Origin of the sequence: Bradyrhizobium sp. BRP19 (genome assembly GCF_020194195.1) — a bacterium.
Taxonomy (GTDB): Bacteria; Pseudomonadota; Alphaproteobacteria; order Rhizobiales; family Xanthobacteraceae; genus Bradyrhizobium; species Bradyrhizobium yuanmingense.
In genome coordinates this window covers 119,852-139,804 of record NZ_JADYVZ010000015.1, presented here as the reverse complement: position 1 = coordinate 139,804, position 19,953 = coordinate 119,852, and the positions used below count along the sequence as shown (strand labels likewise).

The window sequence follows — 19,953 nt, the reverse complement described above, 5'->3', positions numbered from 1 at the left end:
GCCGCAGGAAAAGCGCACAGCGTCGCCCTGATCGCTTGCGCCAGGAAGCTCCTTATCTACGCCAACACCGTTGTTGCCCGAGGTACGCCCTGGCGTGAAAATACCGCCGCAACTTAATGGTTGCTACTGCACCACGCGTGTGGCTACCGCCACAGCCGCATCAGCGCGCCGTCCTTTCCCGTTACGGGATCAGCGGGCGGCAGCGCCACTTGCGGAATCGTCTTCAGCGCTTTCGCATGGTTCTCCGGCGTTGCGCGCGTGATCTCCATTTTTGCGCCTGGCGGATAGGCGCCGATCACGCAAAAATCATCGCTCGCCTTGATGCATTGATGTCCGGTGCCGGCGGGCAGGATCGCAACGTCGCCGGCCTTGATCTGAAGCTCCTGGCCGTGATCGCCGCCGAAACGCACGCGGGCGCTGCCGCGCGCGACGCCGAGCACCTCATGCACCGTCGCATGATAATGCAGATAATCGTAGACGCCGTTGCGCCACGTCCCGCCCCAGCCGTTCGCTTCGAACAGATTCTCGATGGTCTCTTCCGGGCGCTTTGGGTCGAGCTTCACCGCGCCCTGGTAGACCAGGAACGGAAGGATGTTGTTCGGCACGAGCCCGTCATCCTCGAAAACAATGGCGAGCGGCTCGGCCTTGTCGCGGACGACGGACATGGCTGTGCTCCTGCGCAAGAATAGCAGGGATCAACCAAACGCGTGCGGCGACGTTCCTCGTTCCACCGTCATTCCGGGGCGACGCGCAGCGTCGAGCTATGATGCGCAATTGCGCATCAGAGAATCCATGACACTGCAAAGTCTGTTGTCAGATGGATTCCGGGCTCGCGCTACGCGCGCCCCGGAATGACGAAAAGCCCGGGGCGAGCCCGGGCTTTTGTCGTGAAGTATCCGTGGAGAACGCGCCTTACGCCCTCTTCCTCTGCCGCATCAGGTCGGCGAAGCGCTGGAACAGGTAATGCGAGTCGCGCGGGCCGGGTGAGGCCTCGGGATGATATTGCACGGAGAATACCGGCTTGCCGTCGAGCTGGATGCCGCAGTTGGATCCATCAAACAAGGAAATGTGGGTCTGCGTCGCGCCCTTCGGCAGCGTCGTCTCGTCCACGGCAAAGCCGTGGTTCATCGAGGTGATCTCGACCTTGCCGGTGGTCTCGTCCTTCACCGGGTGATTGGCCCCGTGATGGCCTTGATGCATCTTCTTGGTCTTGGCGCCGACGGCAAGGCCCAGCATCTGGTGGCCAAGGCAGATGCCGAAGGTCGGCGTGCCCGACTTGATCACGTCGCGGATCACGGGCACGGCATATTTGCCGGTCGCGGCCGGATCGCCCGGACCGTTGGACAGGAACACGCCGTCCGGCTTCAACGCCAGGATGTCTTCGGCGGGGGTCGTCGCCGGCACCACCGTCACCTTGCAGCCGACACCGGCGAGCAGGCGCAGGATGTTGCGCTTGATGCCGTAGTCGATGGCGACGACGTTGAACTCGGGCTTGTCCTGGCGGCCGAAGCCCTTGTCCCAGGCCCAGGGCATCTCGTCCCAGGTGAAGCGCTGGCCGCTCGTCACCATCGGCACGAGGTCCATGCCCTCGAGGCCCGGCCATTCGCGCGCCTCTTCCTTGAGGCCGTGCAAATCGAACTCGCCAGACTTCGAGTGCGCGATCACGGCGTTCGGCATGCCCTTGGAGCGGATCAGCGCGGTCAGCGCGCGGGTGTCGATGCCGGAGAGGCCGATGATGCCGCGGGCCTTGAGCCAGGCATCGAGATGCTTGGTGGCGCGGTAGTTCGAGGGATTGGTGATCGCGGTGCGCAGGATCACGCCGCGCGCGCCGGGCGTCGCGGCCATGTTCACCGTCTCGATGTCGTCCTCATTGGTGCCGACATTGCCGATATGCGGGAAGGTGAAGGTGATGAGCTGGCCGGCATAGGAGGGATCGGTCAGGATCTCCTCATAGCCGGTCATTGCGGTGTTGAAGCAGACCTCGCCGACGGCGTGGCCCTCGGCGCCGAGACCAAAGCCCTCCAGCACCGTGCCGTCGGCAAGCACGAGAAGCGCGGTCGGTTTGTGGTCCGGCCAGGCGGGATCGTTGTCATGTTGTGTCATGAGCCCGCTTCATAAGCCCCCCGCGTGTGCACGTCAAAGCGAGAGAGGGCCGATTCACATGCGTTTTTGCATATTTGACAGGCCTCCTCCCACCCTTAAGCTCGGACGCACAATTTCCGGCAATTTCCTGGGCTTGCGAGGCAATAATGGACCAGACCACCCCCATTGTGCTGGTTCCGGGGCTGGCGTCCTCGGCCCGGATCTATGCGCCCGTGATCCCTGCGCTCTGGCGTTTCGGGCCGGTGACGGTCGCCAACCACATCCGCGACGACAGCATGGTTGCGATCGCCCGCCGCATCCTCGCCGAGGCGCCGCCGTGCTTTGCCCTCGTCGGCCATTCCATGGGTGGCTACATCGCCTTCGAGATCATGCGCCAGGCCAGCGAGCGCGTGACAAAACTCGCGCTGATCAACACACAGGCGCGGCCCGACTCGCCGGAGGCCACCGCGCGCCGCCGTGCCCAGATGGAGCGCGCCAGACGCGGTGAGCTCCGTGCCGTGCGCGAGGAGAGTTTTCCGGAGCTCGTGCATCCGTCGCGGCGCGACGATGCCGAGATTCTCAGGCTCGTGCATGCGCAGGACGAGGACGTCGGCGTCGAAGGCTATCTGCGGCAGCAGACCGCGATCATCGCACGGACGGATTCGCGCTCCTTGCTGGCGACGATCACATGCCCGACGCTGGTGCTGACGGGCGATGCCGACAACACCATCCCCAACGCCTTCTCCAAGGAGATGGCCGAAGGCATCGCCGGCGCCAGGCTCGTGATTCTCGATCGCTGCGGGCACCTGCCGCAAGCCGAACAGCCGGAGGCGACGGTTCAGGCGCTGACCGAATGGCTGGGGAGCCAGGTTGTGCGACGGCCGCAAAGGGCCTAGATCAGGCGTTTATATCGAAGGGATCACGATCATGCTGCGCGACGACATCAACAATGCGGTCAAGGAGGCCATGAAGGCCAAGGACGAGCGCAAGCTGTCCACGCTGCGCATGGTCAACTCGACCATCAAGAACGCCGACATCGACGCGCGCGGCAGCGGCAAGCCGCCGTTGTCGGACGCTGACATCCTCGCGGTGCTGCAGAAGATGATCAAGCAGCGTCAGGAGGCGGTCGAGCTCTACGACAAGGGCGGCCGCGCCGAGCTTGCCGCGCAGGAGCGCGAGGAGATCGCGGTGATCTCGGCGTATCTGCCGAAGCAGATGTCCGATGACGACGTGAAGAAGGCGATCGCGGATGCGATTGCCGAGACCGGCGCTGCCGGCATGAAGGACATGGGCAAGGTGATCGCCGTGCTGCGCGCGAAATACGCGGGCCAGATGGATTTTGGCAAGGCGTCTGGTCTCGTGAAGGCAGCGCTGTCGGGCTAGCTTCTTCCCCTCTCCCCTTGTGGGAGAGGGTGGCTCGCCGCGTAGCGGCGAGACGGGTGAGGGGTCTTTCTCCGCGGGCGATCCTCTCCCAGTAGTTCACGCGGATAGAGACCCCTCATCCGGCGCTTCGCGCCACCTTCTCCCACAAGGGGAGAAGGGGCACCTTTGATGCCGCATAGGTTCGGTCTACTCTCCCGGCAGAAACAAATCGGGAGCAACCGATGACCGCCATCAAGCCATTTCGCATCGCCATCGGCGACGACATCCTCGCCGACCTGAAGTCACGCCTTGCCCGCACGCGCTGGCCGGAGGCCGAGCTGGTCGACGACTGGAGCCAGGGCGCGCCGCTGAAATGGATCCAGGAGATCTGCACCTATTGGGCCAACGAGTATGACTGGCGCTCGCGCGAGGCAAAGCTCAATCGCTTTGCGCAGTTCACCACGGAGATCGACGGCCTCGACATCCACTTCATTCATGCGCGCGCGAAGGAGCCGTCGGCGCTTCCGTTGATCATCACCCACGGCTGGCCCGGCTCCATCGTCGAGTTCCAGAAGGTGATCGCGCCGCTCACCGATCCCGCCGCGCATGGCGGCAATCGCGCCGATGCCTTTCACGTGATCTGCCCCTCGCTGCCTGGCTTCGGCTTCTCGGGCAAGCCGGGGACCACCGGCTGGGGCGTCGATCGCATTGCCGCGACCTGGGCCAAGCTGATGGACCGCCTGGGCTACGCGCGTTATGGCGCGCAAGGCGGCGACTGGGGCTCGGCGGTGACGACCTCGCTCGGAGCGCAGGACCCCACTCATTGCGCCGGCATCCACATCACGCTCGCCTTCAACGCGGCACCGAAGGTCGAGGGCGAGCCGACGCCAGAGGAGAAGCGGGCGCTGGCCGGCCTCAAGCACTACGCCGATCTCGACTCCGGCTATTCCAAGCAGCAGTCGACGCGGCCGCAGACGCTCGGCTATGGCCTGACGGATTCGCCGAGCGGCCAGGCGGCCTGGATCCTGGAAAAATTCTGGGCCTGGACCGATTGCAATGGCCACCCCGAAAACATCTTCAGCAAGGACGAGCTGCTCGACAACGTCATGCTCTATTGGGCGACGCAGACGGCGACCTCGTCGGCGCGGCTCTATTGGGAGAGCTTTGGCAAGCGCCGCACCACGCCGGTGGTGAAGGTGCCGACGGGTGTCGCGGTGTTCCCCAAGGAGATCGTCACGCCGGTGCGGCGCTGGATGGAGCCGAACTTCCATGACATCACGCATTGGAGTGAGATGGAGAAGGGCGGTCACTTCGCCGCCTTCGAGCAGCCGGAGCTGTTCGTGCGCGATGTCCGGAAGTTTTTTGCGACGGTGCGGTGAGTCTCCGCCGTCATTCCGGGGCGACGCGTCAGCGTCGAACCCGGAATCCATCAAGCGGCATTTCCTGTGGCCCGATGGATTCCGGGCTCGCCCTTCGGGCGCCCCGGAATGACGGCGAGGGACTTGTCCCGTGCGCCCGCGGCCCTAGACTGAACGATAATAACAAGACACCGGAAACGACCATACCATGCTCACCGAAGCCGCAAGCTACGACGAACTCGTCCGCAACTTCCGTTGGGATATCCCCGCGCGCTTCAACATCGCGGAGGCGTGCTGCGATCGCCATGCCGACGGCACCGGCCGGCTTGCGCTGATCTATGTCGACGACACCGGCGCCACCAGCCGCACCACCTTCGACGAGATCGCGGAGATGTCGCGCCGCTTCGCCAATGTGCTGTGGGCGGACGGGCTTGTGCGGGGCGACCGCGTCGCGGTGTTCCTGTCGCAGTCGCTGGAATTGCCGATCGTGCACATGGCGGCGTTTCGCTCGGCCCTGATCTCGATCCCGCTGTTCGCCCTGTTCGGCGAGGACGCGCTGGAATTCCGTCTGTCGAACTCCGAGGCCAAGGCGATCGTCACCGACGAAGCCGGCTGGGAAAAGCTGTCCAAGATCCGCGACCGCCTGCCGGAGCTGAGGAACGTCTACATCGCCGGCGCGCGAGTGCCCGCCGGCACGACATCGTTCTGGGATGCGGTAAAGGCCGCTTCGCCCGACTTTACGCGCGCGGACACCTCGGCCGACGATCCCGCCCTGATCATCTACACATCGGGCACGACGGGTAACCCGAAGGGCGCGCTGCATGCGCATCGTGTCGTGCTCGGCCATCTGCCGAACGTGGAGATGTGCCACAACTTCTTGCCCAAGCCCGGCGATCTCATGTGGACGCCGGCGGATTGGGCCTGGATCGGCGGGCTCATCAACGGCCTGCTCGCGTTCTGGTACCACGGCATTCCCTTGGTCGGCCATCGCGCGCGGAAATTCGAGCCGCAAGCGGCGATGCAGATGATGGCCGATCTTGCCGTCCGCAACGTATTCCTGCCGCCGACGGCGCTGAAGCTGATGCGGCAGGCCGGCGTCAAGCATTCCGGCGTCAAGCTGCGCAGCATCTTCACCGGCGGCGAATCGCTCGGGGGTGAATTGCTCGGCTGGGTGCGCGAGACGTTTGGTGTCGACGCGCATGAGGTGTTCGGCCAGACCGAGTGCAACCTCGTGATCGGCAGCAACGCGAACCTGTTTCCGATCCGCCCGGGTTCGATGGGCAAGGCGACGCCGGGCTTCGATGTCCGCATCGTCAACGACAAGGGCGAGGAATTGCCGCGGGGGCAGCGCGGCATCATCGGCGTGCGCCAGCCGTGCCCCGTCACCATGCTCGAATATTGGCGCAATCCGGAGGCGACCGCGAAGAAATATGCCGGCGACTTCCTGCTCACAGGCGATCTCGGCGTGCAGGACGAGGACGGCTATTTCTGGTACGTCAGCCGCGAGGACGACGTCATCACCACCGCCGGCTACCGCGTCGGCCCCTCCGAGATCGAGCACACGCTGATGAAACATCCGTCGGTGGCAATGGCTGCGGTGGTCGGCATTCCCGATCCGATCCGCACCGAATCGATCAAGGCCTGGATCGTGCTGCGTCCGGGCTTTTCCGGCAGCGACGCGCTGGCGCGCGAGATTCAGGACTTCGTCAAGGTGCAGCTCGCCGCGCACGAATATCCGCGCTTCGTCGAGTTCACGGAGACGCTGCCGATGACGGCGACCGGCAAGGTGCTGCGCCGCGAGCTGCGGGCCAAAGGCTGACTTCATACAAGGGCTGGCTTCCGACCATGGCAAAGACGTCTCAAGCCGCGGGGCTTCACCGCGCCTCGCTCGCAAAGCTGCACGAGCTCGATGCGGCGCTGGAGCTCATGTACTATGGCTGGCGCGGCATGACGCTGCAGGCCGACGTATATCTGGCCAAGCAGGGCCTGTCGCGTCCGCACCATCGCATCCTCTACGTGGTGGCGCGCCGGCCCGACATCGCCATCGGCGCGCTGATCGAGATCCTCGGCATTTCCAAACAGGCCCTCAACCGGCCGCTCAATCTGCTGCTGGAGCGCAAGCTCCTGACCTCGAAGCGCTCGCCGGAGCAGCACCGCTCGAAATTGCTGCGCCTGACGGAAGCGGGGCGGCGCATCGAGCAGCGGGCCTCGGACCACGAGCGCCAGGTCCTGCGCGAAGCGTTCGCGCGCGCCGGGGCGAGCGGTGCGGCCGGATGGATCGGCGTGATGGAGGCGATCGCCGACAACAACTGACCGAAATCTCAAGTCAACATAGTTGACATGAGGCGCGCGCTTTGCCACCTTCCGGGCCACAAGCCGAAGGGAGGATCCGTGTCGTGAGCGGACAGGCAATGGACCGCGCGGCCGCTGCAAGCTTCGTCGCGGCATGGTGCGCGAACTGGCGCAAAGTGGACATCGACGCGGTCGTCGCCCATTTCGCCGACGATGCACAGATGCGCAGCCCTCTCGCGCTCACCCTGACGGGGTCTCCGACCGTCACCGGCGCCGAGAACATTCGCGCCTACTGGCGGAAAGCCTACGGCCACATCGAAAGCGCCGACCTGAAGATCCTGGACTGGAGCTGGGACGAGGCGATCGCGCGACTGACGGTGTGGTGGCAATTGGGCGATACGCGCGCCAGCGAATTCATGGACTTCGACGATGCGGGCCGTGTGGTGCGCAGTGAAGCCTTTTACGGAAAATGACCATGCGATTTTCGGATATCGTCCTGCTCCTCAACACGCTCTGGTTCGTCGGGGCGTTCATCCAGTTCAGCATCGCGCAAACCAACACGTTGAAGATCCTGCTGCCGCGGGAGGAGCGCAGCAATCCGATCGCGCCGACCCTTGCGGCGAGCGTTGCGTTCCTCGGCGGCATGAATCTGCCGATCGGGCTCTTGTCGCTCTATCTTCTGGCCGCCCGTCCGTCCTTCTTCCAGCCGGCCGAAGCGCAGCTCGCGCTCTTCCTGTTCTTTGCCGCCTGCCATTTCAGCCAGTTCGCCTATAACGTCCCGGTGCTGATGCGCGGCGGCCGCGTCGGGGTGGCCTATTGGCCGGTGTTGAAGGGCCCGATGCTCCGGATCTTCGTCATCGATGCGGCTCTGTTCGCGGCCAATCTCGCAGTGTCGCTGCAGCTCACGATTGCGTCCTGATCTAGCGCGGCGGCTCCGCAAGGGCCGCGCGCAGCATCGCGGCGAGCTCCTTGCGCCGGAACGGCTTGGTCAGAATGCGTGCGTCGATCCCGTCGGGCGTCTTGACCGGATCCTGGCTGTAGCCGGACGTGAAGAGCACCTTGAGGCCAGGCCGCAGTTGAGCGGCCTGCCTCGCCAGCTCCGGCCCGAACATGCCGCCGGGCATCACGACGTCGGTGAACAGCAGCTGGATGTCCGCGGACTGGCGCAGCACGTCCAGCGCCGCGGGGCCGTTTGCCGTCGTGATGACGCGGTAGCCGAGCGCCTTCAGCTCGTTCTCGACATAGGCGCGCACCATGTCGTCGTCCTCGACGACGAGGATCGTCTCGTATCCCTCGGGTGCGGCGACACGCGCTGCCGGTGACGGCTCCTCGCTCGACGACGTCGGCAGGCGAGGAAAGAACAGCCTGACCACGCTGCCTTGACCCGGTTCGGACTGCATCTGCACGAGTCCGCCGGATTGTTGCGCAAATCCGTAGACCATGCTGAGGCCAAGGCCGGTGCCCTTGCCGACCTCCTTGGTGGTGAAGAACGGCTCGAACGCGCGCTGCAACACCTCGCTGCTCATGCCGGACCCGGTATCCTTCACGGCCAGCATGACGTAGTCGCCGGGCCGCGGCTCGCCGTTGACGTCGAGGTCGGATTCACCGAGCGATGCATTCCGCACCTCGACCATCAGCTTGCCGCCGTCAGGCATCGCGTCGCGCGCGTTGAGCACGAGGTTGAGCACGGCCGTCGCCAATTGGCCGGGATCGACGCTGGCGAGCCAGAGATCCGGCGCGAACGTGAAGCTGGATTCGATGTGCTCGCCCAGGGTCCGCTGCAGAAGCTGCTTCATGCCGGTCACCTGCTCGGCGATGTCGATCTCGCGCGGCCGCAGCGGCTGCTTGCGCGCGAAGGCGAGCAGGCTCCGCGTCAGGTCGGAACCCCGCTCGGCGGCGGTCGCAATGTCGTCGGCGATCCGGTGCAATTCCTTGTTACCCGCAAGCCTGTCGGCGAGGTGCTCGGAATTGCCGAGAATGACGGTCAGGAGATTGTTGAAATCGTGCGCCACGCCGCCCGTGAGCTGGCCCATGGCTTCCATCTTCTGCGACTGGCTGAGCTTGTGGCTGAGATCGGCGATGGCGGCGCGCTGCTGCTCGAGCGATTCGGCCGTGCTGTTGAGCAGCGTCATCAACCCGCCGAGCTCGCCCCCCGGGTGGGGCTCCGGAATGCGCGCGCTGAGATCGCCGTGCCCCAGGCTCTTCGCCATGGCAGCGAGCCGCCCGACCTGCCGTCCGATGCTCACCGTCGTGAGGATCCAGAGGCCGGCGAGGAGCAGCAGCGAGGCCACCGCCAGGATCGCCATGTCCTCGTAAAGCCGGCGGTTCGCTGCCGCGATCAGTCCGTCCTTGGACCGCCCCACCAAGATATAGAGTCCGGCCTTGCGGATCGCGGGCGAGCGGGCAACGCCCCAGATCTGCGTGCGGCCGTCGCGATCGGCGATCTCCCGGAATGGTTCGCCGTCGGGGTCTGCCGCGAAGCGGAACAGGTCGGAGCCCGCAATGGAGCCGCCGATGGGTATGCTCCAGCCGCCGCGCTTGGCGGCGGCCAGGACCGTGCCCTTGGCGTCGACGAGCAGGATGTCCTTCTCGCCGAGCAGCCGCTTGTCGTGAAACTCCGCGAATTTGTTCAGGTTGAAGGAGGCCAGCAGCACGAATTTCAGCGCGCCTGTATCCGATCGCACCGGATAGGCGATCTGCAGCACCGACAGTCCGGTGAGGCGGCCGAACACCGGTTCCACCGCGACGAGGCCGTGAAGAGTCTTGACCTCTTTGAAATAGCCGCGGTCGTTCAGGTCGAGCGTGCGGTTGGTCCGCAGCGAGTCGCAGAACAGCCTGCCGTCGGGATCGATGGTCAGGATACCCGTGAACTGCGGATATTCCTCGCGGACATCCGACAGAAACGCCGAGCATGCCGCCTTGTCGCGCGTGTCGAGGTCGCGGGCACGGGCGAGCCCGTAATGAAGCTGGGCAGTCCCCTGGATCTTCTCGCCGAGATCGCTGGCGATGTCGTCGGCGGATGCGGCGAGATTGGCCAGCGCCGCGTCGATCTCGCTCGTCCGGTTCTGCACGAAGCGCAGCCCGACCAGAATCGCCGGCACGAGCATGGCCGCGATGACGAGGATAAGTAACCGGGTACGCAGGCTCATCGGTGGGCGATCGACTCTCGGGCGACGGTATTCGGAGGTGCAATTTGCGGCACGATCATCTGCCCCGTCCATAGCGGGCGTTGCAAAAATCGCGCGAAAGGCTAACGATTTCGCCGTGCGAGCATCGTCTTGTCACTGCCACCCTTCGCGCCGGCCGGCATCAAGTTGCGCCGCCGCGCGGCGGCGCTAATATCGCGGCATGCGCGCGACGAAGATCGCGCCGATGTGCGGAGGAAGCTGATGTCCATCTCGGGCAAGGTCGATCCGGTGGTGCGTCCCGTGGCGGCGGTCGACATCGCCGAGGCGCTGGTCGAGGGGCTGCGCGATTTCCAGGCGCTGCCGCTCTACGGTCTCTGCTTCGGCGCGCTCTATGCCGCCGGCGGCATCGTCATCATGCTCTGTCTCACTGCCTTCGGCATGGTCTACCTGGTCTATCCCCTCGCTGCCGGCTTCGCGCTGATCGGACCGTTCGTTGCGATCGGCCTCTACGAAGTCAGCCGGCGCCGCGAGCGCGGCGAGCCGGTCTCGTTCGCTGCGATCTGGTCCGCGATCCGCTCGCGCAGCGAGATCGGCTGGATGGCCTTCGTGACGTTGTTCGTGTTCGTGGTCTGGATGTACCAGGTGCGGCTCCTGATCGCGCTGCTGCTCGGCCTCAACGCCTCGTTCTCGAGCTTGCAGGAATTCATGACGGTGGTGCTGACGACCAGCGAGGGCCTGCTGTTCCTGGCCATCGGCAATGCGGTCGGGGCCGTGCTGTCGCTGATCCTGTTCTCGCTGACCGTGGTGTCGTTCCCGCTGCTGCTCGATCGCGAGGTCGATTTCGTCACGGCCATGGTGACGAGCGTGCGCGCGGTGGTGACGAGCCCGCTGCCGATGATCGGTTGGGCCGCATTGATCGTGATGCTGCTGATCGTCTCGGCGCTGCCCTATTTTCTCGGGCTGGTGGTCACGCTGCCGGTGCTCGGGCATGCGACATGGCACCTGTACCGCCGGTTGGTGGCGCCGGTGTAAGCCGTCGCCCCCGCCTAGTGCGCAGCTGCGCACGGGGGCGGGGGCCCATAACCCCAGGGAGAAGTTGGGGCGCGAAGTCGTAACCACGAGTCTTCGCCAAACTTCATCCTGTGGTTATGGGTCCCGGGCTCGCGCTTCGCGCGCCCCGGGACGACAGCGGAGATTGCCTCGCTCAAGGCACCTTGATCCCCATCGCCTTCAGCGCTTCCAGCAACCGCACCGGCGGGGACATCTCGATATGCGGCGCCTTGCCGGTCTCCAGCAGGCTCTTCAATCCGGAGAGGATCGCGGGCCAGCCGGTGCGGCCGCCGGAAAGGATGTCGTCGCTGAGCTCGCGGTCGTGGCGTTGGCTCAGGGTGAGGCGGACGGCTTCGCCGGCCTGCTCGATCTCGTAGGTGACGATGGTGGTGCCGAGCTTTTCCACGAGGTCCGGCCAATTGACGTTCCAGCTCACCGTGAGCCTCCTCGGCGGATCGTATTCGAACACTTCGCCGCGGATGTGCTCGGAGCCGTCGGGCGCGTGCACGACGAAACTGCCGCCGAGCTTCGGCTCCATCTCCACGGCAAAGCCGGAAAAATACTTGCGGCTGAACTCGGCGGAGGTCAGCGCCTCCCACACCTTCTCGGGCGTCGAGGCGATGTAGATGGTGTAGACGGTCAGCGGCTTGAATTGATCGAGGTTCATCGTGCATCAAATCCTTCGTTGAGCGGACTCACTCGTCGCCGTTCTCCAACTGACGTTTCAGCTCGTTGAGCGCGGCGAGCTTGCTGCGTTCGAACTTCCTGATCCAACGTTCGCCGATCTGATGGATCGGCACCGGGTTGAGGTAGTGCAGCTTCTCGCGTCCATGCCTGATGGTGGTGATGAGGTTCGCTTCCTCCAGGATGGCAAGGTGCTTGGTGACGGCCTGTCGTGTCATCGCAAGCCCCTCGCAGAGCTCGTTCAGTGTCTGGCCGTTTCTGGCGTGAAGCCTGTCGAGCAGCGAACGTCGCGAGCTATCCGCGATCGCCTTGAAGACCTCATCCATGGCGGCGATAATAGGCAACTAAATGGTTGCATGTCAAGGGATCGGCTTGGAGCGACTGACGCGTCTTCCGTTCCAGCGCTCGCCATGCATTAATGCGGCGAAACCGCCTTCAGCGAGTCCCTCCCATGATGTCCATGCAAGCCTACCTCGCCTTCGTCGCCGCCTGCATTGCGCTGGCGCTGCTGCCGGGGCCGATCGTCACCCTCGTCATCGCCAATGGCTTGCGCCACGGCACGCGTGCGGCGCTCATCAACGTGGCCGGCGCGCAGGCCGGGCTTGCCATCGTCATCGGCATCGTCGCGATCGGCCTGACCTCGCTGATGGCGACCATGGGCTATTGGTTCGATTGGGTGCGCTTTGCCGGCGCCGCATATCTGATCTGGCTCGGCATCAAGCTGATCTGGGAGCCGGTCGAAGGCGTCGATGTCGATGCGCCGCCTCCGCCGCCGCGCGGCGGCTTCTTCCTGCAGGGATTCCTGGTGCTGCTGTCGAACCCCAAGGTGCTGGTTTTCTTCGGCGCTTTCATCCCGCAATTCATGGACATGAGCCAGCCGCATTTCCCGCAGGTCGCGCTGCTGGGTGCCACCTTCATGGTGACGGCGGTGATGACCGATGCGCTCTACGCGATTGCCGCCGGGCGCGCCCGAAAATTCTTCTCGGCGCGGCGCACGCGGATGGTGTCGCGCATCTCAGGCGGCTTCATGATCGGCGGCGGCATCTGGCTGGCACTGACGCGGGCGAAGTGACCGCTTAACTCATTCTCTGCTCGCGCAGCGCGGCCTCGATCTCGCGCAGGATCCGCGCCAGCCGCTCGGCCCATTGCTGCTGGCCGCTCTCTTCGGCGATCAGGTCCTGGCGGATCTCGATGCCGGTGTTGACGAGGCCGCGCGCCTCGCCGTGGATTGGAATCGTGTAGTCGGTGATGTCGCTCACCGCATAAGGCTGGTTGTCGCCGACGACGAGCGCGCTCTCGGCCCGCAAATGCTGCAGCATCAGCCGCGGCAGCACCGTGTCGCGGTGATAGAGCGTGCCGATGTGCCAGGGCCGCGGCTCGCCGTAAAAGACCGGCGTGAAGCTGTGCAGCGCCACCAGCACCGTCGGCCTGCCCGCCCTGATGCGCGCATCGATCGCAGCGCTAATCCGGCGGTGATAGGGATCGAAGATCTCGCGCCGGCGCATTTCCTTGGCCGCGGCCGACAGATCCTCATTGCCGGGGATGGCGGTCGCCTCGGAGATCACGGGAATCGAGCTTGCGACGCCCGGCGGGCGGTTGCAGTCGATCACCAGCCGCGAATAACGCTGCGCGATCAGATGCGCATCGAGCATCTCGGCGAGCCGCTCGGCGACACCGGCGATGCCGATGTCCCAGGCGATGTGCCTGACAAGATCGCTCTCCGCGACGCCGAGCTCGCCGAGCGCGCGCGGCAGCACCCGTCCGTAATGGTCCGCGGTGAGCAGGAACGGCGATGTCCCTGCCGTATTCACCTCATGCACGGGCGGAATGTCGCCCTCGCCGAGCAGCTGGTCGGTTGCGTCGGCTATATCCAAAGCCATCCTGATTTGCCTATGGAATGACAAACTGTGTAGACGGAGTAGCGGTATCGCACCGACGCCGCAACGTTGGAACGGCATGAGCTCGGATAGACTTTTCGTTTACGGCACCCTGATGCGCGGCTTCGACCACCCGATGGCGCGGCTGCTGGCCGGCCATGCGGAATTCCTCAGTGAAGCCACCTGCCGCGGCCGGCTCGTTCTGGTGAAGCACTATCCGGGATTGCTGCTCTCCGAGGCGCCGACCGACATCGTCCATGGCGAGCTGTTTCAGCTGCGCCTGGCGGACGAGCTTCTGCGCGAGCTCGACATGTACGAGGCCTGCGGCGAGGGCTTTCCGGAGCCCACCGAATATTTGCGGCAGATGATCCAGGTAACTCTGCCTGATGGCGCCACCGCGAAGGCATGGACCTACGTGTACAACTGGCCCGTCACCGATCTGCCGGTCATCGAGTCCGGGCGCTTCCTGGAGCACTAGATATTTTCGAGCATGATCTTCTCGGAAAACCGCTGCGTACTTTGCGCTGCGCGGCCCTCCGGGTCCGGATCATTCTCTAGGCCGACAGCACTTCCTTCACCACGCGCACGTCGACCTCGCGCTCGACATAGCTCCACTCCTCGGTCCGCCGCAGCATCGCCACCAGCTCCTCGAACAGCGAGGCGTGCACGGGGGCGAATTCGAACCAGGTCAGGAAATCAAAGGGGCCGCCGAGATCGCGGCAATGATAGAGCTGGCGCGCGATCGCGGGCAGAAAACGAAGACTGCTGGCAATGTGGTGCGACTTGTCCTCGAAAATCTTGCGGCGCTCTTCCTGCGTCAGCTCCCACCAGGCCTGCGACTTGCGGATCGGGATCAGTGCCGCGCTGGTGGCCTCGAGCCGGCCGAGGCCGGCCTGCACGGCAACGAGCTGCTGCTTCTCGGCCCGCTCGGTGTACCGCAGGCTGCTGGCGACGCCGACCAGCCGCCAGGCATTGCGCGAGGGCACCAGCGGCAACGAGACGGCCTCGCTGTCGGTCACCGACAGCGCCGGCACGAAGGGCAGGGACTCGCCCGTCACAGGCGAGAGCGAGGTCACCCGCCAACCCCCGGTCTGGCCGCCCCGAAAGGTCCTGAACATGGCGGTATGGAAGCGTGGAACCGGGCGCGGTTCAAGCTTTCTGTCATTCCGGGGCGCGCGCAGCGCGAGCCCGGAATCCATTTCTCCTAGTATTCGGGCGGCGCCATGGATTCTCAGGTGCGCAATTGCGCACCATAGCTCGCCCCTTGCGGGGCGCCCCGGAATGACGGCCCTGTGCATAGGTCGAATAAGCCGGATAAGCCCGACAAACCTGGCCTTTGACCGGGCCGTCCCTATATCCCTGATCCTTCGCCCGACTCAAACGCCCGGCTAAACTCGCCCCATGCGCTTCACGCCCCAGTTCCTCGACGAGCTTCGTGCCCGGCTTTCGGTCTCCGAAGTCGTGGGCAAGCGCGTCAAGCTGAAGAAGGCCGGGCGCGAGTGGAAGGGGCTGTCGCCGTTCCAGCAGGAGAAGACGCCGTCCTTCTACGTCAACGACCAGAAGGGTTTTTATCACGACTTCTCGTCGGGCAAGCACGGCGACATCATCACCTTCGTGATGGAGACCGACGGCCTGCCGTTCGCGGAAGCCGTGGAGCGGCTCGCCAATATGGCGGGCCTGCCGCTGCCGGCGGTGACGCCCAACGCCGCGCGCGAGGAGCAGCGGCGGCGCTCGCTGCATGACGTGATGGATCTCGCGGCGAAATTCTTCGCCGAGACGCTGGCCTCGCGCGTGGGCGCGAAAGCGCGCGGCTATCTCGCCGATCGCGCCATTTCGCCGGCGACGCAATTGCAGTTCCGCCTCGGCTATGCGCCGGGCGAAAGATTCGCACTGAAGGAGCATCTCGGCAAGCTCGGCGTCTCCGTCGAGGACATGGTCGAGACCGGTCTGCTGATCGGCGGCGACGACATCCCCGTTCCTTACGACCGCTTCCGTGATCGCGTGATGTTTCCGATCACCGATCTGCGCGGCCGCGTCATCGCCTTCGGCGGGCGCGCGCTGGAGAAGGACGTTCCGGCCAAATACCTGAATTCGCCGGAGACGCCGCTCTTCCACAAGGGCGACAATCTCTACAACCACCAGACCGCGCGCAAAGCCACCCATGACGGCAGCCCGCTCATCGTGGTCGAGGGCTATGTCGACGTCATCGCCATGGTCACCGCCGGCTTTGCCGGCAGCGTCGCGCCGCTCGGCACCGCGCTCACCGAGAGCCAGCTCGCGCTGCTCTGGAAGATGGCGGACGAGCCGATCCTCTGCTTCGACGGCGATCGCGCCGGACAGAAGGCGGCGTATCGTGCTGCGGACCTTGCCTTGCCGTTCCTCGCACCCGGCAAGAGTCTTCGCTTTGCGCTGCTGCCGGAAGGGCAGGACCCCGATGATCTCGTGCGCTCGGGCGGGCGCGGCGCGATCGAGGAGGTGATCGGCGCTGCCCGTCCGCTCGCCGACATGATCTGGTCGCGCGAGCTCGAAGGCGGCAATTTCGCCACGCCCGAACGGCGCGCCGCGCTGGAGGCGCGCATCAGGGAGCTCACCAACGGCATCCGCGACGAGGTGGTGCGGCGCTATTATCGCGACGACTTCGTCGAGCGGCTGCAGCGCGCCTTCGCGCCCGAAGGCGGCCGCGGCTTTGGCGGCCGGGGCAATTTCCGCCCCGGTGGCGGCCGGCCGTTCCAGCCGCGGGGCGGGGCGAATCGATTCGGCGGACAAGGGTTCGGCGGCCGCCGCGGCGCCCCGGGTCCGACCCCGCTACCGTCCGGCCCCTACCAGGCGGCGAGCCCGCAGCTGGCGGCAAGCCCGATCCTGCGAGGCCAGCGCAGCGCCATCTCCCGCCGGGAGGCGCTTATCTTGCAATGCCTGATCAACCACCCCTGGCTGCTGCACGAGCATCTGGAGGAGGTCGCCGCCCTGGAGTTGGCCCATCCGGAGGCCCACAAGCTCCGGGCCGGCATCATCGCCGCCTTCGCCAACGACCATCACCACTCGCCGGACCCCGGCGAGCAGGCAGAAAAGATGCGCGGCGACCTCGAAAAGGGCGGATTTTCTCAAACTCTTCAAAGGGTTGAGAATGTCATCACGACCCAGGCGGTGTGGGCCGCCCGCGAGGGCGCGGCGCGGGACGACGTTCTTGCCACCTGGCACCAGCTGGTTGCCTTGCATCGGCAATGGCATTCACTACTTAGAGAGCTGAAAGACGCCGAGCTGGCCTTGGGGGAGGATCCCAGCGAGGCCAATTTGGCGTGGCTGCGTGACGTCAAGGCTCGGATAGGTGAAGTCGACGGTACCGAGGCCCTGATCGAGGGTTTTGGCGAGCTGTCGGGCCGGCTCCAGAAGAGCATGTGATGAAAGAAACATGCGGACGGCCACGGCTGGAACCGCTAAAAGACTCGCCAAATCCTAGGTTTGGCGGCAAAAACAGGGTTAATCGAGGCTTAACGGTCTTGTAGCACTTTGGCCCAGAGGCGGCCGCAGGCATAACAGACGCGTCAGGAATGAATCCGCGCAATCGCTGTTGGCACTACACCTGCATCCGCCGCGACAAAGAGGCTGACGAAGCGTTAGGCAATTCCGGCGAGAGAAAGTTGGGGGTGGCGAGAGGTTTGTGCGCCGCCCTTTCCGTGTCGAGAGCTGCCGAAGCGAGAGCGTCGAGCAACAGGTTCATGTGAATTCACGCGAAGGCGCGGCGCGTCTCGCATGAAGCGCGTTTAGGAGCAATGGATGGCCACCAAGGCAAAGACGCTGCAGGCGAAGGACAAGGAAAAAGACGACAAGGCAGCGGATGCGCCGGAGAAGGATTCCCAGGACGCGCCCTCGCCCTTGCTCGACCTGTCCGACGCGGCCGTGAAGAAGATGATCAAGCAGGCCAAGAAGCGCGGCTTCGTGACCTTCGATCAGCTCAACGAAGTCTTGCCGTCCGACCAGACCTCGCCCGAACAGATCGAGGACATCATGTCGATGCTCTCGGACATGGGCATCAACGTCACCGAAGCCGACGACACCGAAGGCGAGGAAGAGAAGGACGAGGGCGACGACGAGACCGATAACGAGCTCGTCGAGGTCACCCAGAAGGCCGTCACCGAGGTCAAGAAGAGCGAGCCGGGCGAGCGCACCGACGATCCCGTGCGCATGTATCTGCGCGAGATGGGCACGGTCGAGCTGCTCTCCCGCGAAGGCGAAATCGCGATCGCCAAGCGCATCGAGGCCGGCCGCGAGGCGATGATCGCGGGTCTCTGCGAAAGCCCGCTGACCTTCCAGGCCATCATCATCTGGCGCGACGAGCTCAACGAAGGCAAGATCTTCCTCCGCGACATCATCGATCTCGAAGCCACCTATGCCGGCCCGGATGCCAAGGGCGGCATGAACGCCGCGATGATCGCAGGACCCAATGGCGAGGGCGGCGAAGCCTCGGCCGAGGGCGGCGAAGCCACCGCGTCCGCCGCTGCGCCCGCGCATGTCGCGCCGCCTGCCGCGCCCCCGTCGCCGACGCCGTTCCGCGCCGCGCCTGCGGCCGCCCCCGAGGGTGAGGAGAAGGATCCGGGCGAGGCCGCCGCCGAGTCCGACATGGACGACGACGAGTTCGAGAACCAGATGTCGCTGGCGGCGATCGAGGCCGAGCTCAAGCCGAAGGTGGTCGAGATCTTCGATCGCATCGCCGACAGCTACAAGAAGCTGCGCAAGCTTCAGGAGCAGGACATCCAGAACCAGCTCCAGAACGAGTCGCTCTCGCCGCACCAGGAGCGCAAGTACAAGAAGCTGAAGGACGAGATCATCGTCGAGGTGAAGTCGCTGCGCCTCAACCAGGCCCGCATCGATAGCCTCGTCGAGCAGCTCTACGACATCAACAAGCGCCTCGTCTCGCATGAGGGCCGCCTGATGCGCCTTGCCGACAGCCACGGTGTCGCCCGCGAGGATTTTCTGCGCAACTACACCGGCTCGGAGCTCGATCCGCGCTGGCTCAACCGCGTCTCGAAGCTGTCGGCCAAGGGCTGGAAGAACTTCGTCCACCACGAGAAGGACCGCATCAAGGACCTCCGCCACGAGGTGCATCAGCTCGCCGCGCTGACCGGCCTCGAGATCGTCGAGTTCCGCAAGATCGTGCATTCCGTGCAGAAGGGCGAGCGCGAGGCCCGCCAGGCCAAGAAGGAGATGGTGGAAGCCAACCTCCGTCTCGTGATCTCGATCGCCAAGAAGTACACCAACCGCGGCCTGCAGTTCCTCGACCTGATCCAGGAAGGCAATATCGGCCTGATGAAGGCGGTCGACAAGTTCGAGTACCGCCGCGGCTACAAGTTCTCGACCTACGCCACGTGGTGGATCCGGCAGGCGATCACCCGTTCGATCGCCGACCAGGCCCGCACCATCCGCATTCCCGTGCACATGATCGAGACGATCAACAAGATCGTGCGCACGTCCCGCCAGATGCTCAACGAGATCGGCCGCGAGCCGACCCCGGAAGAGCTCGCCGAGAAGCTCGGCATGCCCTTGGAGAAGGTGCGCAAGGTCCTCAAGATCGCCAAGGAGCCGCTCTCGCTGGAGACGCCGGTCGGTGACGAAGAGGATTCACATCTCGGCGATTTCATCGAGGACAAGAACGCGATCCTGCCCATCGACGCCGCGATCCAGTCCAACCTGCGCGAGACCACCACGCGCGTCCTGGCATCGCTCACCCCGCGCGAAGAACGCGTGCTGCGCATGCGTTTCGGCATCGGCATGAACACCGACCACACGCTGGAGGAAGTCGGACAGCAGTTCAGCGTGACGCGCGAGCGTATCCGCCAGATCGAAGCGAAGGCGCTGCGGAAGCTGAAGCATCCGTCGAGGAGCCGGAAGCTGCGGAGCTTTTTGGATAATTGATCCGATTTCAATCCGAACGAAAACGGCGGGCCAACAGCCCGCCGTTTTTCTTTGACTCGGCTCTCGCCCCGTCATTGCGAGGAGCGCTTGCGACGAAGTAATCCACCAGGCGATTGCCCTACCCATGCCCGATTCCATTCCAACAGCAACAAAAGTGCGGACGGTGCCCGACTTCCGAGATGGGCCGAAAGCGGAAGTGCCGGTCCGGGG

Annotated in this window: 19 protein-coding genes; 12 read left to right on the top strand and 7 right to left on the bottom strand. The window is 64.9% G+C overall.

Features of this window, described 5'->3' with window-relative positions:
• Positions 1 to 143: 143 nt before the first annotated feature.
• Together I6F36_RS31295 and carA are read right to left on the bottom strand one after the other, a co-directional pair.
• Positions 144 to 665, bottom strand: coding sequence for a cupin domain-containing protein (locus I6F36_RS31295; RefSeq protein ID WP_225114077.1), 522 nt, complete (start codon positions 663 to 665; stop codon positions 144 to 146).
• 247 nt (positions 666 to 912) lie between these two features.
• Complete coding sequence (gene carA, locus I6F36_RS31290) at positions 913 to 2,103, bottom strand: glutamine-hydrolyzing carbamoyl-phosphate synthase small subunit (protein WP_109145280.1); 1,191 nt, start codon at positions 2,101 to 2,103, stop codon at positions 913 to 915.
• 146 nt (positions 2,104 to 2,249) lie between these two features.
• Between carA and I6F36_RS31285 the strand changes: the two genes are divergently transcribed.
• The 7 genes from I6F36_RS31285 (at position 2,250) to I6F36_RS31255 (ending at position 8,013) form a co-directional block, all read left to right on the top strand.
• Positions 2,250 to 2,978 (top strand): alpha/beta fold hydrolase, encoded by a 729-nt coding sequence (locus I6F36_RS31285; protein WP_225158093.1) that lies wholly within the window; start codon positions 2,250 to 2,252, stop codon positions 2,976 to 2,978.
• A 31-nt stretch (positions 2,979 to 3,009) separates the two neighbouring features.
• The gene (locus I6F36_RS31280; protein WP_036009550.1) at positions 3,010 to 3,465 is read left to right on the top strand and encodes a GatB/YqeY domain-containing protein; all 456 of its coding nucleotides are present in this window, start codon (positions 3,010 to 3,012) and stop codon (positions 3,463 to 3,465) included.
• 221 nt (positions 3,466 to 3,686) lie between these two features.
• Positions 3,687 to 4,823, top strand: coding sequence for an epoxide hydrolase family protein (locus I6F36_RS31275; RefSeq protein WP_225158092.1), 1,137 nt, complete (start codon positions 3,687 to 3,689; stop codon positions 4,821 to 4,823).
• Between the two features lie 187 nt (positions 4,824 to 5,010).
• Positions 5,011 to 6,621, top strand: coding sequence for an acyl-CoA synthetase (locus I6F36_RS31270; protein ID WP_225172849.1), 1,611 nt, complete (start codon positions 5,011 to 5,013; stop codon positions 6,619 to 6,621).
• Positions 6,622 to 6,647: 26 nt separating this feature from the next.
• Positions 6,648 to 7,115 (top strand): MarR family transcriptional regulator, encoded by a 468-nt coding sequence (locus I6F36_RS31265; protein WP_036009555.1) that lies wholly within the window; start codon positions 6,648 to 6,650, stop codon positions 7,113 to 7,115.
• A gap of 83 nt (positions 7,116 to 7,198) precedes the next feature.
• A complete protein-coding gene (locus tag I6F36_RS31260; protein WP_225126766.1) occupies positions 7,199 to 7,567 on the top strand; it encodes a nuclear transport factor 2 family protein in 369 nt (122 codons plus the stop codon).
• 2 nt (positions 7,568 to 7,569) lie between these two features.
• The gene (locus tag I6F36_RS31255; protein WP_225172848.1) at positions 7,570 to 8,013 is read left to right on the top strand and encodes a hypothetical protein; all 444 of its coding nucleotides are present in this window, start codon (positions 7,570 to 7,572) and stop codon (positions 8,011 to 8,013) included.
• Position 8,014: 1 nt separating this feature from the next.
• Here the strand turns inward: I6F36_RS31255 and I6F36_RS31250 are convergent, their stop codons facing one another.
• Positions 8,015 to 10,243 (bottom strand): ATP-binding protein, encoded by a 2,229-nt coding sequence (locus tag I6F36_RS31250; RefSeq protein WP_225172847.1) that lies wholly within the window; start codon positions 10,241 to 10,243, stop codon positions 8,015 to 8,017.
• A 240-nt stretch (positions 10,244 to 10,483) separates the two neighbouring features.
• Between I6F36_RS31250 and I6F36_RS31245 the strand changes: the two genes are divergently transcribed.
• On the top strand, positions 10,484 to 11,254 hold the full coding sequence (locus I6F36_RS31245; RefSeq protein ID WP_128264068.1) for a DUF2189 domain-containing protein: 771 nt from the start codon (positions 10,484 to 10,486) through the stop codon (positions 11,252 to 11,254).
• Between the two features lie 172 nt (positions 11,255 to 11,426).
• Here I6F36_RS31245 and I6F36_RS31240 read toward each other — a convergent pair whose 3' ends face one another.
• Together I6F36_RS31240 and I6F36_RS31235 are read right to left on the bottom strand one after the other, a co-directional pair.
• Entirely contained in the window at positions 11,427 to 11,939 is a 513-nt protein-coding gene (locus I6F36_RS31240) for an SRPBCC family protein (protein WP_036009564.1), read from the bottom strand.
• Between the two features lie 28 nt (positions 11,940 to 11,967).
• Complete coding sequence (locus I6F36_RS31235; protein ID WP_225172854.1) at positions 11,968 to 12,282, bottom strand: helix-turn-helix transcriptional regulator; 315 nt, start codon at positions 12,280 to 12,282, stop codon at positions 11,968 to 11,970.
• Between the two features lie 125 nt (positions 12,283 to 12,407).
• Here I6F36_RS31235 and I6F36_RS31230 point away from each other — a divergent pair, with 125 nt between their 5' ends.
• The gene (locus tag I6F36_RS31230) at positions 12,408 to 13,028 is read left to right on the top strand and encodes a LysE family translocator (RefSeq protein WP_081494564.1); all 621 of its coding nucleotides are present in this window, start codon (positions 12,408 to 12,410) and stop codon (positions 13,026 to 13,028) included.
• 4 nt (positions 13,029 to 13,032) lie between these two features.
• On the opposite strand, the gene I6F36_RS31225 is transcribed toward I6F36_RS31230, so the two are convergent.
• On the bottom strand, positions 13,033 to 13,836 hold the full coding sequence (locus tag I6F36_RS31225) for an N-formylglutamate amidohydrolase (RefSeq protein ID WP_225172846.1): 804 nt from the start codon (positions 13,834 to 13,836) through the stop codon (positions 13,033 to 13,035).
• A gap of 76 nt (positions 13,837 to 13,912) precedes the next feature.
• Between I6F36_RS31225 and I6F36_RS31220 the strand changes: the two genes are divergently transcribed.
• Complete coding sequence (locus I6F36_RS31220) at positions 13,913 to 14,311, top strand: gamma-glutamylcyclotransferase (RefSeq protein WP_225172845.1); 399 nt, start codon at positions 13,913 to 13,915, stop codon at positions 14,309 to 14,311.
• Between the two features lie 76 nt (positions 14,312 to 14,387).
• Here I6F36_RS31220 and I6F36_RS31215 read toward each other — a convergent pair whose 3' ends face one another.
• On the bottom strand, positions 14,388 to 14,951 hold the full coding sequence (locus I6F36_RS31215) for a chlorite dismutase family protein (protein ID WP_057027835.1): 564 nt from the start codon (positions 14,949 to 14,951) through the stop codon (positions 14,388 to 14,390).
• Between the two features lie 283 nt (positions 14,952 to 15,234).
• Between I6F36_RS31215 and dnaG the strand changes: the two genes are divergently transcribed.
• Positions 15,235 to 17,232 carry a DNA primase gene (dnaG, locus tag I6F36_RS31210; RefSeq protein ID WP_225172844.1) on the top strand — a complete coding sequence of 666 codons (1,998 nt, stop codon included), beginning with the start codon at positions 15,235 to 15,237 and terminating at the stop codon, positions 17,230 to 17,232.
• A 375-nt stretch (positions 17,233 to 17,607) separates the two neighbouring features.
• Positions 17,608 to 19,743, top strand: a complete 2,136-nt coding sequence (gene rpoD, locus I6F36_RS31205) for an RNA polymerase sigma factor RpoD (RefSeq protein ID WP_036009578.1) — start codon at positions 17,608 to 17,610, stop codon at positions 19,741 to 19,743.
• Positions 19,744 to 19,953 lie beyond the last annotated feature (210 nt).